Source organism: Sphingopyxis sp. H050 (genome assembly GCF_001468265.1).
GTDB lineage: Bacteria > Pseudomonadota > Alphaproteobacteria > Sphingomonadales > Sphingomonadaceae > Sphingopyxis.
Map to the genome: position 1 here is coordinate 493,400 of NZ_LNRZ01000001.1, position 15,492 is coordinate 508,891.

General features: G+C 62.3%; 17 protein-coding genes. 15 read left to right on the top strand and 2 right to left on the bottom strand.

The window, feature by feature from the left end:
• Positions 1-111: 111 nt before the first annotated feature.
• The 12 genes from ATE67_RS02195 to ATE67_RS02250 are packed head-to-tail and all read left to right on the top strand — an operon-like array spanning position 112 to position 10,697.
• On the top strand, positions 112-960 hold the full coding sequence (locus tag ATE67_RS02195) for an alpha/beta fold hydrolase (RefSeq protein WP_058807218.1): 849 nt from the start codon (positions 112-114) through the stop codon (positions 958-960).
• 37 nt (positions 961-997) lie between these two features.
• Positions 998-1,903: a catechol 2,3-dioxygenase gene (locus tag ATE67_RS02200; protein WP_269433426.1), complete on the top strand. Its 906-nt coding sequence runs from the start codon at positions 998-1,000 to the stop codon at positions 1,901-1,903.
• Between the two features lie 10 nt (positions 1,904-1,913).
• Positions 1,914-2,339, top strand: coding sequence for a GlcG/HbpS family heme-binding protein (locus tag ATE67_RS02205; RefSeq protein ID WP_058815039.1), 426 nt, complete (start codon positions 1,914-1,916; stop codon positions 2,337-2,339).
• Entirely contained in the window at positions 2,340-3,851 is a 1,512-nt protein-coding gene (locus tag ATE67_RS02210; RefSeq protein WP_082660145.1) for a 2-hydroxymuconic semialdehyde dehydrogenase, read from the top strand.
• Between the two features lie 2 nt (positions 3,852-3,853).
• The gene (locus tag ATE67_RS02215; protein WP_058807221.1) at positions 3,854-4,657 is read left to right on the top strand and encodes a 2-keto-4-pentenoate hydratase; all 804 of its coding nucleotides are present in this window, start codon (positions 3,854-3,856) and stop codon (positions 4,655-4,657) included.
• A gap of 42 nt (positions 4,658-4,699) precedes the next feature.
• Positions 4,700-5,635: an acetaldehyde dehydrogenase (acetylating) gene (locus ATE67_RS02220; RefSeq protein WP_058815040.1), complete on the top strand. Its 936-nt coding sequence runs from the start codon at positions 4,700-4,702 to the stop codon at positions 5,633-5,635.
• Entirely contained in the window at positions 5,632-6,675 is a 1,044-nt protein-coding gene (gene dmpG, locus ATE67_RS02225) for a 4-hydroxy-2-oxovalerate aldolase (RefSeq protein ID WP_058807223.1), read from the top strand. Before ATE67_RS02220 ends, dmpG begins: the two co-directional genes overlap by 4 nt.
• Positions 6,672-7,442, top strand: coding sequence for a 2-keto-4-pentenoate hydratase (locus tag ATE67_RS02230; protein WP_058815041.1), 771 nt, complete (start codon positions 6,672-6,674; stop codon positions 7,440-7,442). The genes dmpG and ATE67_RS02230 overlap by 4 nt, the downstream gene beginning before the upstream one ends.
• Complete coding sequence (locus ATE67_RS02235; protein WP_058807225.1) at positions 7,442-7,654, top strand: 2-hydroxymuconate tautomerase; 213 nt, start codon at positions 7,442-7,444, stop codon at positions 7,652-7,654. The genes ATE67_RS02230 and ATE67_RS02235 overlap by 1 nt, the downstream gene beginning before the upstream one ends.
• Positions 7,651-7,932 carry a 2Fe-2S iron-sulfur cluster-binding protein gene (locus ATE67_RS02240; protein WP_058807226.1) on the top strand — a complete coding sequence of 94 codons (282 nt, stop codon included), beginning with the start codon at positions 7,651-7,653 and terminating at the stop codon, positions 7,930-7,932. Before ATE67_RS02235 ends, ATE67_RS02240 begins: the two co-directional genes overlap by 4 nt.
• Positions 7,933-7,947: 15 nt before the next feature.
• Positions 7,948-9,453 carry an aldehyde dehydrogenase family protein gene (locus ATE67_RS02245; RefSeq protein ID WP_058807227.1) on the top strand — a complete coding sequence of 502 codons (1,506 nt, stop codon included), beginning with the start codon at positions 7,948-7,950 and terminating at the stop codon, positions 9,451-9,453.
• 11 nt (positions 9,454-9,464) lie between these two features.
• On the top strand, positions 9,465-10,697 hold the full coding sequence (locus ATE67_RS02250; RefSeq protein WP_231728012.1) for an NAD(P)/FAD-dependent oxidoreductase: 1,233 nt from the start codon (positions 9,465-9,467) through the stop codon (positions 10,695-10,697).
• 12 nt (positions 10,698-10,709) lie between these two features.
• Here the strand turns inward: ATE67_RS02250 and ATE67_RS02255 are convergent, their stop codons facing one another.
• The gene (locus tag ATE67_RS02255; RefSeq protein WP_058815042.1) at positions 10,710-11,498 is read right to left on the bottom strand and encodes a 1,6-dihydroxycyclohexa-2,4-diene-1-carboxylate dehydrogenase; all 789 of its coding nucleotides are present in this window, start codon (positions 11,496-11,498) and stop codon (positions 10,710-10,712) included.
• A 173-nt stretch (positions 11,499-11,671) separates the two neighbouring features.
• Here ATE67_RS02255 and ATE67_RS02260 point away from each other — a divergent pair, with 173 nt between their 5' ends.
• Genes ATE67_RS02260 through ATE67_RS02270 form a run of 3 tightly spaced genes read left to right on the top strand, consistent with a single transcriptional unit; the run spans position 11,672 to position 14,354 of the window.
• Complete coding sequence (locus ATE67_RS02260; RefSeq protein WP_058815043.1) at positions 11,672-12,688, top strand: dihydrodipicolinate synthase family protein; 1,017 nt, start codon at positions 11,672-11,674, stop codon at positions 12,686-12,688.
• Positions 12,685-13,860, top strand: a complete 1,176-nt coding sequence (locus ATE67_RS02265; RefSeq protein WP_058807230.1) for an aromatic ring-hydroxylating oxygenase subunit alpha — start codon at positions 12,685-12,687, stop codon at positions 13,858-13,860. Before ATE67_RS02260 ends, ATE67_RS02265 begins: the two co-directional genes overlap by 4 nt.
• A complete protein-coding gene (locus tag ATE67_RS02270; RefSeq protein WP_058807231.1) occupies positions 13,857-14,354 on the top strand; it encodes an aromatic-ring-hydroxylating dioxygenase subunit beta in 498 nt (165 codons plus the stop codon). Before ATE67_RS02265 ends, ATE67_RS02270 begins: the two co-directional genes overlap by 4 nt.
• Before the next feature lie 76 nt (positions 14,355-14,430).
• Here ATE67_RS02270 and ATE67_RS02275 read toward each other — a convergent pair whose 3' ends face one another.
• Positions 14,431-15,336 (bottom strand): alpha/beta fold hydrolase, encoded by a 906-nt coding sequence (locus ATE67_RS02275; RefSeq protein WP_231728013.1) that lies wholly within the window; start codon positions 15,334-15,336, stop codon positions 14,431-14,433.
• Positions 15,337-15,492: the final 156 nt, after the last annotated feature.

Genomic DNA, 15,492 nt, shown 5'->3' on the forward strand with positions numbered 1-15,492 from the left:
TGCAACAATTTCATTACAGACGGCCGATATTCAACGGACGGAACGGAGGGTGAGGATGCTCGAAGCGACCAATGCCATTTGCACGTGTTTCCATGCGATGGAGGTTGAGGCATGACCTCCGAAACGATCCAGGATCGCCCGGAAATCGGCAAGTCGACGACGTTCGACGGAGTGACCACAAATTATCACGATATCGGGTCGGGCGATCCCATCTTGCTCGTTCACGGGTCGGGGCCCGGCGTGACGTCGTGGGCAAACTGGCGGCTCAATATGCCGGTGTTCGCCGAAGAGTTCCGGGTCATCGCGCCCGACATGCTGGGCTTCGGTTACAGCGATTCCATTGGCGCGATCACCGACAAGCGGGTGTGGACGGACCAGTTGGTGCGCCTGCTGGATGAGCTCGGTCTCGAACGGGTCTCGATGGTCGGCAATTCTTTCGGCGGCGGCGTCACGCTCGCCTTCATGATCGCACATCCCGACCGGGTGCACCGGGCGGTTCTTATGGGCGCCGCCGGGCTCGAGTTCCCGCTGACGCCGGCTCTCGACTTCGTCTGGGGTTACGAGCCTTCGCGCGAGGCGATGCACGCATCGCTCAAGATGCTCGCTTGGGATCAAAGCCGCCTGACCGACGACCTGATCGATTCCAGATATCAGGCCAGCATTCGGCCCGGCGCGCACGAGCCATATCGCGCCACGTTCGGGGGGCCGGATCGGCAGGCGGGGATCAATATGCTGGCGAGCCGCGAGGAAGATATCGCGGCGTTGCCGCACGAGGTCCTCATTCTTCACGGCAAGGCAGACCAGGTGATCCCGCAGGAAGTTTCCCTGCGCCTCGGCAACCTCATCGAACATTCGGACGTCCGCTTCTTCGGCGAATGCGGCCATTGGGTTCAGATCGAGCGCATGGCCAGCTTCAATCGGGCAGTGTCCGAGTTCTTCAAACATGGGCTGAAATGGTAAAAACTCTGGGAGAGTCATAATGGCAGTTACAGGCGTCATGCGTCCGGGCTATGTCCAGATGCGCGTCCTCGATCTCGACGAGGCGACCCTCCATTATCGCGATCGCATCGGGTTGGAGTTGGTCGGGCGGTCAGGCGACCGCGCGTTCTTTCGCGGCTTCGACGAATTTGATCGCCACAGCATCATTTTGCGCGAAGCCGACATGCCCGGCCTCGACAGGATAGGCTTCAAGGTGTGCAGCGAGAAGGATCTGGATCATTTCGCGGAGCGCCTCGCAGCTGGCGGCGTCGCTACCGACTGGATCGCGGCGGGTGAGGACCCGGGCGTCGGCCGCAAGCTGCGGTTTGCAGTTCCGACGGGTCACATTTTCGACCTCTATGCCGAAATGGAGCTTTCGGCGGATGGTCCGCCGGTGAAAAATCCGGACGTCTGGCGCAGCGAACCGCGGGGCATGCGGGCGATGCGTTATGATCACTCCGCGCTCAATGGCATCGATGTTGCCGGTTCGGCGCGCATCTTCGTGGATGCTCTGGATTTCTCCGTCACCGAGGAACTGGTTGACGAGGAGAGCGGCGCGCGCCTTGGCATATTCCTGAGCTGTAGCAACAAGGCGCATGATATCGCCTTTCTTGCTGGTCCCGAGGACGCGAAAATTCACCACACCTCGTTCCGTCTGGAATCGTGGAACGATGTCGGCAATGCGGCGGATATCATCAGCCGATATGACATCTCTCTCGACATCGGTCCGACTCGACACGGGATCACGCGCGGGCAGACCATCTACTTCTTCGATCCGTCCGGCAACCGGAACGAAACCTTCTCCGGCGGCTACGATTATTATCCGGACAATCCGCGAAGGACATGGGGGGTCGATCAGGCCGGCAAGGCGATCTTCTACTATGAGAAGGCGCTGAACGACCGGTTCATGACGGTCAATACATGACACCGCCGCCATGGTTGAGAACTATCGAACCATAACGCATCAAGCTGCCGTGCAGGCCGTTGCGGCAGCTGTCGGACACGGCGCCGCGAACGGTACGCCGGTAGTCGCCGCGGTCGTCGGGGCTTCCGGTGAGTTGGTCGCGTTCCTGCGGGGAGGCGCGGCACCGTTCCACTCCGAGAAGATTGCGCAGGACAAGGCGTTCACCGCTGCAAGTTTCAAGGTTCCTACTGCCGAAGTTTACGATCTGGTGTCGGGATCGGCTGCGCTTTGCGAAGGTATCGCGCACCAGCCCCGTGTCGTGATGTTCGGGGGAGGCGTCCCGGTCGTCTTCGACGGAGAATGTGTTGGGGGAATTGGCGTTTCGGGCGGCAGCGAGGAAGTCGACGTCGCCTGCGCCAATGCGGCTGCCGCTGCGATCGGGGCGAGGGAGTTTTAAATGGAACAGGCAAGGCGGCTCGAGGCTACGGACGCGGCAGGCGGATTGGAGATTGCACGCCATATTCTAAATTATATCGATGGCCGTTTCGAAAAGGGCAGCGCAGGCGCCACCTTTGCCAACATCGATCCTGCAAGCGGCCTCGAAACGGGGCGCGTCCACGAGGCGACGCGAGCGGATGTCGATCGCGCTGTCGGGGCAGCCCGGCGCGCGCTGACCGGCCCCTGGGGCAAGATGACGACGGCTGAACGCGTCCGACTCATTGCCGCGGTCGCCGACGAGATCGAGCGCAGGGCGGAGGACTTTCTGGCCGCCGAGGTCGCCGATACCGGCAAGCCGCGTCACGTCGCTTCGCATATCGACATTCCGCGGGGCGCGTCGAATTTCCGGATGTTCGCGGACGTCGTCTCGACCCTTCCCACCGAGACGTTCTCCACCCCGACCCCCGACGGGGCGGGCGCGCTCAATTATTCTGTCCGCAAGCCGAAAGGCGTCGTGGCCGTCGTTTGCCCATGGAACTTTCCGCTTTTGCTCATGACCTGGAAGGTAGGACCGGCGCTTGCTTGCGGTAACACGGTGGTCGTCAAACCTTCGGAGGAGACGCCCCGGACCGCCGCGCTGCTGGGCGAGGTGATGGACGCGGTGGGTATGCCTGCGGGCGTGTACAATGTTGTACACGGGTTCGGCCCGGATGCGGCCGGGGAGTTCCTGACCTCCCATCCAGGTGTCGATGCCATCACCTTCACGGGGGAGACAGGTACGGGCGAGGCGATCATGAAGCAGGCGGCCGTGGGGGTTCGCGATATCAGCTTCGAACTGGGCGGTAAGAATCCTGCGGTGATTTTTGCCGATGCCGATCTGGACAAGGCGGTCGAAGGGGTGTCGCGAGCGGCGTTTCTCAACACCGGGCAGGTCTGCCTCGGGACGGAGCGCATCTACGTCGAGCGCTCCATATTCGAGCCCTTTGTAGCGAGGCTCGCCGCCGCTGCCCAAGCGCTCAGGCCGGGCGACGTCAATGATCCCCAATATGTCGGTCCCTTGATCAGCGAAGAGCATCGCCAAAAGGTGCTCGGCTATTACGAGCGGGCGCTGGCGGAAGGGGCCACGTTGATCACGGGGGGCGGTATACCGCAAGTCGATCCGGCCGCGTCCGGGGGCTTCTGGATCGAGCCGACAATTTGGACGGGGCTGCCCCACGACGCGGCCGTTATGCGCGAGGAAATATTCGGACCATGCTGCGGTGTGATCCCGTTCGACAGCGAAGACGAAGCCGTCGCTCTCGCAAATGACACCAGCTATGGCCTGTGTGCGACGATCTGGACCCAGAACCTGTCTCGCGCGCACCGCGTCGCGGCCGCCATGTCGGTCGGCATTTGCTGGGTGAACTGCTGGTTCTTACGTGATCTGCGGACGGCGTTCGGTGGAGCGGGCCAATCCGGGATCGGCCGTGAAGGCGGGCAGCACAGCCTCGAATTCTATACCGAACTCGAAAATATCTGCGTGAAGGTTTGACCATGCCCGATCAGGAACAACTCGACCAGCAGATCATCGAACAGATCGCGGCCGAACTCAGAGTCGCGGCAGAAACGCGGACTCCGGTGCGCCCTCTCCGCGATCGGATTTCCGATGGGGGGGTGGCGGCCGCCTACGCGATCCAGGAGGCCAATACCAAGAATGCGCTTGAATCGGGTCGGCGGCTCGTGGGCCGAAAGATCGGCCTTACCTCCCGTGCCGTTCAAGCACAGCTTGGCGTCGATCAGCCCGACTACGGGATGCTATTCGCTGACATGGATGTGCCCGAAGGAGAGCCGGTAGCCCTCGATCGGGTCATCCAGCCAAAAGTCGAGGCGGAAGTCGCGATCATCATCGGGCGCGATCTCCCCTATCCGGACCTCACGACTGCGGAACTGATACGCGCCATCGAATATGTCGTGCCGGCCATCGAGATCGTCGATAGCCGCATCGCCAACTGGGACATCAGAATCTGGGACACCGTTGCGGACAATGCGTCGAGCGGCCTCTTCGTCCTCGGTGCGGTGCCTCGCAAGCTCGAGGGCCTGGACCTCAGGACCTGCGGCATGGTGATGGAGTGCCGCGGGGAGCCGATTTCGGTCGGAGCCGGGATAGCCTGCCTCGGCAGTCCGATCAGCGCCTCGCTCTGGCTTGCGCAGGTAATGGCGAGAGAGGGCCGACCGCTCGTCGCGGGCGATGTTCTCCTGTCCGGCGCGCTCGGTCCCATGGCGGCAGCGGCGGCCGGCGATGTGATCGAAGCGAGAATCAACGGGCTCGGTAGCGTCAAGGCGGCTTTCGCCGGCTGAGACGTCGCGAGCCGTTGCGGAAGTTCCGAAGGGAAGAATGACATGCAAAAGACCAAATGCGCGATAATCGGGTCCGGGAACATCGGTACCGATCTCATGATCAAGATTCTCAAGGGCTCCAGTGAGCTGGAACTCTCCGCGATGATCGGTATCGACCCGGCGTCAGAAGGCTTGGCGATGGCAAGGGAGCGCGGCGTAACGACGACGCATGAAGGTATGGCCGGCCTTCAGGCGCTCGACGTATATGGCGAAATTGGCCTCGTGTTCGACGCAACCTCCGCCTATGCGCATATCGAGCACGCGAAAGCGCTGGCGGAGGACGGCAAGCTCGTCGTCGATCTCACCCCGGCCGCGCTGGGGCCGTTCACGGTGCCGCCCGTCAACGCCTCCGTTTCCTCGGGCGCGCGCAATATCAACATGGTGACTTGCGGCGGGCAGGCGACAATCCCGATCGTCGCGGCGGTATCGCGCGTGGCCCCGGTTCATTATGCGGAGATCGTCGCCTCGGTTTCGTCGCGGTCCGCCGGGCCTGGCACGCGGGCCAACATCGACGAGTTTACACGGACGACGGCGAAGGGCCTGGAGGTTGTCGGGGGTGCCGCAAAGGGGCGGGCGATCATCATTCTGAACCCTGCCGAACCGCCGATGATCATGCGCGACACGGTGTTCACGCTGACCGATATCGTTGACGAAGGGCTGGTTCGCAGTGCGGTCGAGGAGATGGTGGCGCAGGTCCAGCGCTACGTCCCGGGCTACAGGCTGAAGCAAGATGTTCAGTTCGAGCGGTTCGGGTCGAACCGCCCCCTGAGAATTCCGGGCTACGGCGAATTCGAAGGGCTGAAGACAAGCGTCTTCCTGGAGGTCGAAGGCGCCGGCGACTATCTGCCCAAATATGCAGGCAATCTCGACATCATGACCTCCGCCGCAAAGGCGGCTGCCGAGGTGATGGTGCAGCATGCGGGGAGCGCGGCGGCATGACTTTCGATCCCGTTACCCAACCGCTCTACATCCAGGATGTCACGCTCAGAGACGGAATGCATGCGATCCTGCATATGTACGGGACCGACAGCGTCCGGATGATCGCGAAGGCGCTCGATGACGCCGGCGTCGATGCGATCGAGGTATCGCATGGCGACGGCCTGAACGGGACGTCCTTCAACTATGGGTTCGGCGCGCATACCGACTGGGAATGGATCGAGGCGGCTGCGGACGTGATCAAAAATGCCGTTCTCACGACGTTGCTGGTTCCCGGCATAGGAACGGTCGAGGAACTGAGGCGGGCGCACAGCATCGGAGTTCGGTCGGTTCGCGTCGCAACCCACTGCACCGAAGCCGATGTCGCGAAGCAGCACATTGGGATTGCCAGGGACCTCGGCATGGATGTCTCGGGCTTCCTCATGATGAGCCATATGATCGAGCCTGACGCGCTCGCTGCGCAGGCCCTTCTCATGGAAAGCTACGGTGCGCACTGCGTATATGTTACCGACAGCGGGGGCGCGCTCGACATGGACGGAGTGCGCGCGCGGCTCGAGGCCTATGATCGCGTGCTGAAGCCCGAGACCCAGCGCGGCATGCACGCTCACCACAATCTTTCGTTGGGCGTCGCGAATTCCATCGCCGCCGCCCAGGCGGGCGCGATACGGATCGACGCCAGCCTGGCCGGAATGGGAGCGGGTGCTGGTAACGCGCCGCTCGAAGTCTTCATCGCGGCCGCCGATCGGAAAGGTTGGCAGCACGGCTGCGACGTGATGGCGCTCATGGATGCCGCAGAAGACCTGGTCCGACCACTGCAGGACCGGCCAGTTCGCGTGGATCGCGAAACACTGAGCCTTGGCTATGCGGGCGTTTACTCGAGCTTCCTCCGCCATGCGGAAAAGGCGGCCGATCAATATGGCCTCGATACCAGGGCCATACTTGTCGAGCTGGGGCGGCGGCGAATGGTCGGCGGCCAGGAGGACATGATCGTCGACGTGGCCCTCGATCTTGTGGGGCGCAGCGGACAGGCAGCGACGCGATGAACTGGCTGGCAGATTTTGCAGAGACGCTCGATCAGGCCGCGGTCGGCGCCAGGGCCGTCCCGCAGCTTACCCATGCGCGTCCCGACCTCACGGTAGAGGATGCCTACGCGATCCAGAAGCTATCGATCGATCGTCGCCTCGATCGCGGCGAGCGACTGGTCGGCATCAAGATGGGACTGACCAGCCGTGCGAAAATGCGGCAGGTCGGAGTAGACCAGATGGCGTGGGGTCGGCTCACCGACGCGATGATGCTGGACGAAGGCGGAAGCCTCTCCCTCGCGAACTTCATCCATCCCCGAATCGAACCGGAAATCGCGTTTCTGATGGGCGCTCCGCTGGCCGGGCGGGTCACGATGGTCGAGGCGCTCGCCGCCGTGGCGGCGGTGGCGCCGGCCATGGAAGTGATCGACAGCCGGTATGAAGACTTCAAGTTCGCCTTGCCCGATGTGATCGCCGACAACAGTTCATCCTCGGGCTTCGTGATCGGCGGATGGAACGATCCCTCGCAGGATCTCTCCAATCTCGGGGTGATCCTGGAAGTTGACGGCGCGGTAACGGAAGTGGGTTCGAGCGCCGCGATCCTCGGTCACCCGCTTCGATCCCTCGTGGCGGCCGCGGCAATGGTTTCGCAGGGCGGCGGACGCATCGAGGAAGGCGACATCGTTCTCGCGGGCGGCATCACCGCCGCTCCGGCCCTCCATGGGGGTCAAGCAATACGTACGACGATCGAAAATCTCGGGTCCGTAGCGCTCAGGGTGCAAGCCTGATGCCGATCATCGAGGTCACCTTGCTCGAGGGGCGGACGCCCGAGGCGAAGGAGGCGCTCATCGCCGAGCTGACCGCTGCGGCCGTGACGGCCATCGGCGCCCCTGTCGAGTCGGTGCGGGTCATCCTGCGGGAGATACCGCCCGCGCATTTTGCAGTCGCAGGTCAGTCGATCGCCGCACGCCGCGCGCGCGAGCTGGGACCGGGACCATGAGTCTCGCGCATATGGTGGAGATTCACGGCGGGAGCGCTTTCTCCTGCCCTGACGGCGAGCGCGTTCTGGTCGCGATGGAACGGAGCGGAGCAAGCGATATCGGGGTGGGATGCCGCGGAGGCGGATGCGGTATCTGCAAGGTCCGCGTGCTTCGCGGACCGCATCGCCTCGGCAAGATGAGCAAGGCCCATGTGTCGGACTCGGACCTGGCCGCCGGAATTGCCCTCGCGTGCCGCCTCTATCCACTGGGACGGCTGACGATCGAAGTCGTGGATTAATCCTGGAGAGTTGACATGTCTGCATCGCTGAAACCCGTGGAGAGCAATTATGGCATCCGGAGCGAATATGGCCACCTGATCGGCGGCGAGTGGATCGCAGGCTCGAGCGGAAAGACGATCGCGCTCTTGAATCCTGCGACAGGGGAAACCTTGACGCGGATCCAGGCCGGCAATGCAGAGGATATAGGGCTCGCGGTCGCTGCGGCGAAAGCCGCATTTCCGGCCTGGTCTCAAAGTTCCGCGGCAGAGCGCCAGGACTTGCTTTACGAGATCGCTCGCCGGCTCAAGGCCCGGCACGAGGAATATGCCATCCTCGAGACCTTGAACAACGGCAAGCCGATCCGGGAGTCGATGTATTTCGACATGCCCAATGCGATCGGCCAGTTCGAGCTTTTTGCCGGCGCGGCCTACGGCCTGCATGGCCAGACGCTGGACTTTCCCGATGCGATCGGGATCGTACACCGGGAGCCGCTTGGTGTTTGCGCCCAGATCATTCCCTGGAACGTCCCGCTCCTGATGATGGCGTGCAAGGTGGCGCCCGCGCTCGCGGCCGGCAACACCATTGTCTTGAAGCCGGCCGAGACCGTATGTCTGTCGGTGCTCGAATTCTTCGTGGAAATGGCAGATCTGTTGCCCCCAGGCGTGGTCAATGTCGTGACAGGCTATGGCGCCGACGTCGGGGAAGCCCTTGTTACCCACCCGGATGTGCGTAAAGTGGCCTTTACGGGGTCGGTAGCGACGGCAAGGCGCGTGATCCAATATGCATCTGCCAACATCGTGCCGCAGACGCTCGAGCTGGGCGGAAAGTCGGCCCATATCATATGTGCGGACGCCGATATCGACGCCGCTGTCGAGAGCGCCACCATGTCCACGGTCCTGAACAAGGGCGAAGTGTGCCTCGCCGGATCGCGGCTCTTCCTCCATGAGGCCATCGAGGAGGAATTTCTCGAGAAGTTTCGTGCTGCGCTCGGCAACATCCGCCAGGGAGACCCTTTGGATCCGGCGACCCAGCTCGGAGCGCAGGCGTCGGCAATGCAGATGGAGAAGGTCGAATCCTATCTCGCGCTGGCCGTGGAAGAAGGCGCAACCGTGTTTGCCGGCGGAGCGCGGTCAGCCGATCCTGGTCTTGCAAAAGGTCACTATGTGCAGCCGACGATCTTCACCAAGGTCGCGAACGACATGCGCATCGCGCAAGAGGAGATATTCGGTCCCGTGACCACCGTGCAGAGCTGGGGCGACGAGGATGAAATGATGGCGCGCGCGAACGACACCAGTTTTGGCCTGGCCGGTGGCGTTTGGACCCGTGATATCGCGCGGGCGCACCGCATCGCGCGAAAGCTGGAGACCGGGACCGTCTGGATCAATCGCTATTATAATCTCAAGCCGAACATGCCGCTCGGAGGCTATAAGCAAAGCGGCTTCGGCCGCGAGTTCAGCCACGAGGTTCTGAACCATTACACGCAGACCAAGTCGGTTATCGTCAATCTCCAGGACGGCAAGCTTGGAATGTTCGATCAGTAGGGCGAGCGCAGATGATCAGAAATATTGCGATCGTCGGCGCCAATATGGCCGGCGCGCGCGCAGCGGAAGCGCTCCGCGGCGCTGGATATGACGGACGGATACACCTCGTCGGCGACGAGCCGTGGCGGCCTTACGAAAGACCGCCGCTCTCGAAAGAGTTGCTGTGGCACGACGGAGCGCCGCCGGAAACCTTCTATCTCCATGATGAAGCCTGGTACGAAGCGAACAGAATAGAGCTTCGCCTCGGTGTGCGAGCGGACACCATCGACCTGAGCGCGGGGGCCATTGGGCTGGCTTCGGGCGAGCGCATCGACGCGGACCGGATATTGCTCGCGACGGGCGGGGCCGCGAGACGGTTACCGCTGGACGGCGCGGACGCTGTCAACGTCCATCATTTGCGAACCTATGACGATGCGCTTCGTCTGGCCGGAGATTTGCGGCCTGGCGCCCGGATAGTCGTGATCGGAATGGGGGTGATTGGCGCCGAGGTTGCGGCGAGTGCGCGCCGCATCGGGTGCGAGGTCACGGCCATCGAGCCGTTTGCCGCCCCGATGGTTCGCACGATCGGCGAGCATTTCGGCGGGTGGCTGGGAGAATATCATCGTACGCAGGGTGTTCGGTCCCTGTTCGGCAGGTCGGTTGCCGCGCTCCGCCGCGACGGGGTTAGGGTCAATGCGGTCGAGCTTGACGACGGCGAGCTGGTGCCGTGCGATGCCATCGTCGTAGGGATAGGAATCGTGCCCGCGATCGAGCTGGCAGCGAGCGCCGGACTTGCCGTGGGCAACGGGATCGTCGTCGATGCCCAGTGCAGGGCCAGCAATCCCAACGTGTTCGCCGCGGGAGATGTCGCCGAGCAGCCTGACTTCTTTGGCGGGCGCGTTCGTCTGGAAACCTACCAGAATGCAGCGGAGCAAGGGGCGGCGGCTGCGTCGGGCATGCTCGGGCTGCCGGTGGAATATTGTCGTCCCTGCTGGTTCTGGAGCGATCAGTATGACCTCAATATTCAGTGCACAGGGCGGATCGATGCCGAAAAGCAGGTGGTACTCCGCGGGAGGATGGAAGATGGCGCCTTCTCCGCATTCTTCCTGTCGGACGGCGTCGTGACCGGTGCACTCACCGCGAACCGCCCCTCCGACATGGGCATCGCAAAGCGCCTCGTGGAGCGCAGAACGCAGATCGACGCGGCGCATCTTGCCGATGTCGATACACCGCTGCGGGAGATATTGAAGCGTGCGACGGCCTGAGCCTCGTCGACCTCAGCCTATCCCGCCCCCTGCGACATACAAGGTCTGCCCCGTAATATAGGATGCCTCCGGCGCGGCAAGAAAGCAGATCGCGGACGCGATCTCGTCCGGCTCGCCGAACCTCGCCATCGGCGTGTCGCGAAGCGTCTGACGGACAACGGTGTCGAAACCCGCGCGGTCCGCGTCGGTGGGCGGTGCCGGGTTGCGGGGCGTTACGCGCGCGACATTCACGCCGCCAGGTGCCACGCAATTCACGCGGATCGGGCGATCTTCCAGATCCTGTGCCAATGCCGCCGTCAACGCGGAGACACCCCCTTTCGCGGCGGCATAGGGCAGGCGGTTGATGCCTCTCGTCGCAACCGATCCGACATTCACGATCGCGCCTTGCCCGGCGGAAATGAGGTGCGGCAAGACAGCGTGACAGCACCATATGGTCGGCCAGAGCGACCGTCTGATCTCCGCTTCGATCTCGTTGGGGGAATATTCCCAGAATGGCTTCGCCCAAATCGTGCCACCGACATTATGCACGGCGACATCGACCCGGCCGTGACGGCTCATGACATTGTTATAAAGGGCTCGCGCTCCCTCAAGGCCTTCCAGATCATGGCACTCGGCCCGTGCGTCCAGCCCCTGCGACCGCAGTTCCGCTACCGCTCCTTTTGTCGCCTCCTCGGCGCGGTCGGCAATTGTCACAGAGGCCCCCTCGCGGGCCATCCGCGTTGCGACAGCGAGGCCGATCCCTTGCGCGCCTCCCGTGACCACCGCGATTTGACCAGCAAAACGATTAGAGCCGCCATACATGGATCATTTCTCCCGCATCGCAATTAGTTACATAGTTTCAGGTGTTTATCTTGGCATCGGACGATCGGTCCAATCTTACCATCTCGGTGCTTGCAAACACAAGGGGTAAAGCATTACACTATGAACAATGAAATGGGGCCCGCGATTCTGCGGAGCTTCAAAGGAGAGGGACAATGCGCGACAGGCTAATCCACCCGCGGGATATCAGGGGCGCTTGGGCGATCGTACCGACGCCAGCAACCGATGATGCGTCGGACTGGCGGGCCACGCAGACCGTCGACCTCGACGAGGCCGCACGCGTTGTGAATGGCCTGATAGAAGCCGGGATCGACGGGATTTTGAGCATGGGTACGCTGGGCGAGGCAGCCACGCTCACCCACGCCGAAAAGCTCGACTATATGCGTGCCATCGTGGATGCCGCCCGAGGCCGCGTACCGGTGTTCGTCGGGACGACCTGTCTCAACACGCGCGACACGATCGCGCTGACCCGCGAGGCACTCGAGATCGGCGCGGATGGAACGATGCTCGGCATCCCGATGTGGTGTGCGCCTGCGCTCGACGTGGCAGTCCAGTTCTACCGCGACGTCGCAGAGGCAGTGCCCGGCATGAACATCGCGGTCTATGCGAACCCTGAAGCGTTCAAATTCGACTTTCCGCGATCCTTCTGGGCGCAAGTCGCCGAGATTCCGCAAGTCGTTACGGCCAAATATATCGGGATCGGAACCCTGTTGGCCGATCTTGCCGCGGTGAAGGACAAGATCAAGCTGCTTCCGATCGATTTCGACTATTATGCCGCGGCGAGGATGGCAGACGATGTCGACGCCTTCTGGTCGAGCGGTGCGGTGTGCCATCCCCTCGTGACGACCACCTTGCGCGACATCGTCGCGGGAGCGAGGGCAAGCGGTGACTGGACGGCTGCCCGGGCGCTCCAGTCTCGCCTCGGGCCGACCGCGGCCCCGCTATTTCCGAATGGAAGTTTCAAGGAATTCTCGACGTACAATATCGGGCTGGAGAAGGCGCGGATGGACGCCGCAGGCTGGATGAAGGCCGGCCCCGTCCGGCCACCATACCATCTCGTTCCCGAGGCCTTTCTCGCCGGCGCGCGGCAGTCGGGGACGATGTGGGCTGACCTTGGCAGGGCGCTTGAAGCGGAGCGCGCCAGCCCCGCAGCAATGGAGTCGGCGTTATGACAAAGGTGGAGCTGGACTGGCCGCACAATATAAACGAGATTCCCAAGGAAGCTTTCACGCGCAAGGACATTTACGATGTCGAATTGCGTCGCATCTTTCATGGCGAGGAGTGGCACCCCGTGTGTCACGAGAGCGAGATTCCCGAGCCAGGCGATTTCAAGACCTTCAGGCTCGCGGGTGTCCCGCTGCTGATCGCGCGTGGCGACGATGGGGTCGTAAGGGCCTTTTTCAACGCGTGTTCCCACCGGGGCAATCAGCTCGAGACCGCGCCGATGGGGAACAAGACAGAATTTGAGTGCCCCTATCACCGCTGGCTGTTCAGCACGAAGGGGGAGCTGGTCGGTTGTCCGAACCAGCGCGAATTCCTGCCCGGATTCAACCGCTCCGACTATCCGCTCGCGCAGCCGAGAATGGAGAGCGTCTACGGTCTCGTATTCGTCACGATGTCGGCGCGGACCGAACCCCTTGTGGAAAGCCTCGGGGGGATGATGGAGACGCTGCGGGAGCTTGTTGGCGGCGACGGACGCCTGAAGCTGCTTGGCTATCAGAAGGTTCGCTACAATACGAACTGGAAGTCTTATACCGACAATGACGGGTATCACGCCCCCTTGCTCCATCAGGCCTTCAACCTTCTGAACTGGCAGGGCGGAAAGGGACGGCAGTTCACCAGCACAAAGCGAGGCCATATCGGATTCGAATCCGAGCTGTCGGTCGCCCGCGGTGACACCATCCTGCAAGATCCCTCGATCATCGAGTTCAAGGGTCAGGACCCCTCGGTCGGGTCGCGGATCGTGAGCCTTTTTCCGACGTTCGTCGCGACGAAACATCTCGATGTCATCAACCTGCGATTTGCGACTCCCATCGATCACGAGCGTGTGGAAGTTCACTACGCCTATTTTGCGCACGCCGATGACGACGAGGAAATGGTGCGTCACCGGCTGCGTCAAAGCTCCAACCTCCTCGGGCCGAGCGGCCTCATCAGCATGGAAGACGCGTCGATCTTCCATCGCATTCACATCGGAAATCATACGCCGGGAGCAGCCGTCTTCCAGAAAGGCGTCCGAGATCCCGAGACGATCGAGGAGGAATTCCTGCAGAATGACGAGAGCGGTAACTTGCCGCGCTGGGAATATTATCGCGAGGTCATGGGATTCGCGAGGCGTGCGGCATGAGCCTCGCGCCAGATTCTCTGAACCGCGCCCTCGACGCTCTGCTCGTGTCCGACGCAGACGCCCTCGACAGCAAGGACATGGCGCGCTGGTTGTCCAACTATGCCGAGGAAGATGCGGCCTCCTATATCTGCCTGTCGGCCGAGAATGAGGAACAGGGGCTTGCGCTCGGTTTCATGTACGACGATTGCCGCGCACGGCTCCTCGACCGGGTTACCTATATCACGCAAATCTGGGCTGGAACCTTCCAGGATTATCGTACGCGGCACTTTGTACAGCGGGTGGCGACCGGGCGCATCGATGATCAGACCTGGCACGCACGTTCGAATTTCAGCGTGTTCATGACGCCCGAAGATAGCGGCGTATCGGAAGTGCTGGCAACGGGCAGGTACGAGGATGTCGTGCGCGAATCCGCGGCGGGAGAGCTTAGGCTCCTCTCCCGCCGGGCGCTGCTCGATACGACCGTGCTGCCACGTTACCTGGTTTATCCGATTTAGCCCCGCCGGGCGGTCACTTGGGGGAGTGGCCGCCCGGCAAACGGCGTCGGCTCATTCGAGACGATGGCCCAAATCGTCAGCCCGATTTTGCCCAGTCCCTGGCGCCGAAGTGAAGTTCCATCATCGGCCGCATGACGTCCCACCGCTCAAGCTGGCTCCAATGGCCGGACCTGTCGAGAACATAAAGTTCCGCGTGTTGCAGATGTTCCAGCAGATAAAGGCTGGTGTCGAGGGGGACGATGCGATCCTGCCTGCCGTGGAAGATCAGCACGTCGTGCGGAAGCTTGCTCAGGATCGACGGCGGCATCGCCAGAGCTTCGATACCAACCTTCATCGAGTCGATCATCTTCGCTGCGACGGCCATGACGGACGGGTCGGTGGCAATCTTGTAGCGCGACGAGACGATCTCCTCCATGCCCTCGAACTTGTCTGCATCATAGGCGAAACTGTGCATAAGCTGCCGATACCGCGACGGACGGGGATCGGAATAGAATGAAAGAAACCGGATGAGTTCCGGCGTCCGGGGAGCGGGAGCCCCGATGGAACCCATCAATACGACCTTGCCGAAACGCTCCGGGGCCTCGCTCAGAAGCTGCAGCGTAAGCGCGCCGCCCATCGAATTTCCGACGACGTGCGCGACGTCGATCGACATGGTCTCCATGAGCCCGAGGCATTGTTCCACGCGCGTGCCGATCCAGCCCATGATATTGTCCGGCGAGGGGTCGGGGATCGTCGACTGCCCGAAGCCGATCAGATCCGGAGCGACGACGAAAAAATTCTCCGCCAGGTCGGGCATGAGGTGCAGCCAGTTCGACGCGGCGTGCGCTCCGGGCCCGGCGCCATGCAGCAGCAGGACCGCCGGATTGGCAGGATCGCCAGCAATGAGCGTGTGCGATGTCAGCCCGCGGCCTACGATTTTTTCTTCGCGTACAGCTGTGTTCACGATGTCTCTCCCTTCCTTCTCCATGTCCAAGACGATCAAGTGCTTTGCACAATGGATATCGCATTGTCTAATGTATTCGCGTTTGGAATCTCGCGAGATCCCATATCGCTAGACTCGAATATCTCTATGTGCAATGCATTGCCCATTGGATTTCACTTCCACGCGCAGCGCTTTGGCTCGCGAAGGAAGATCGGA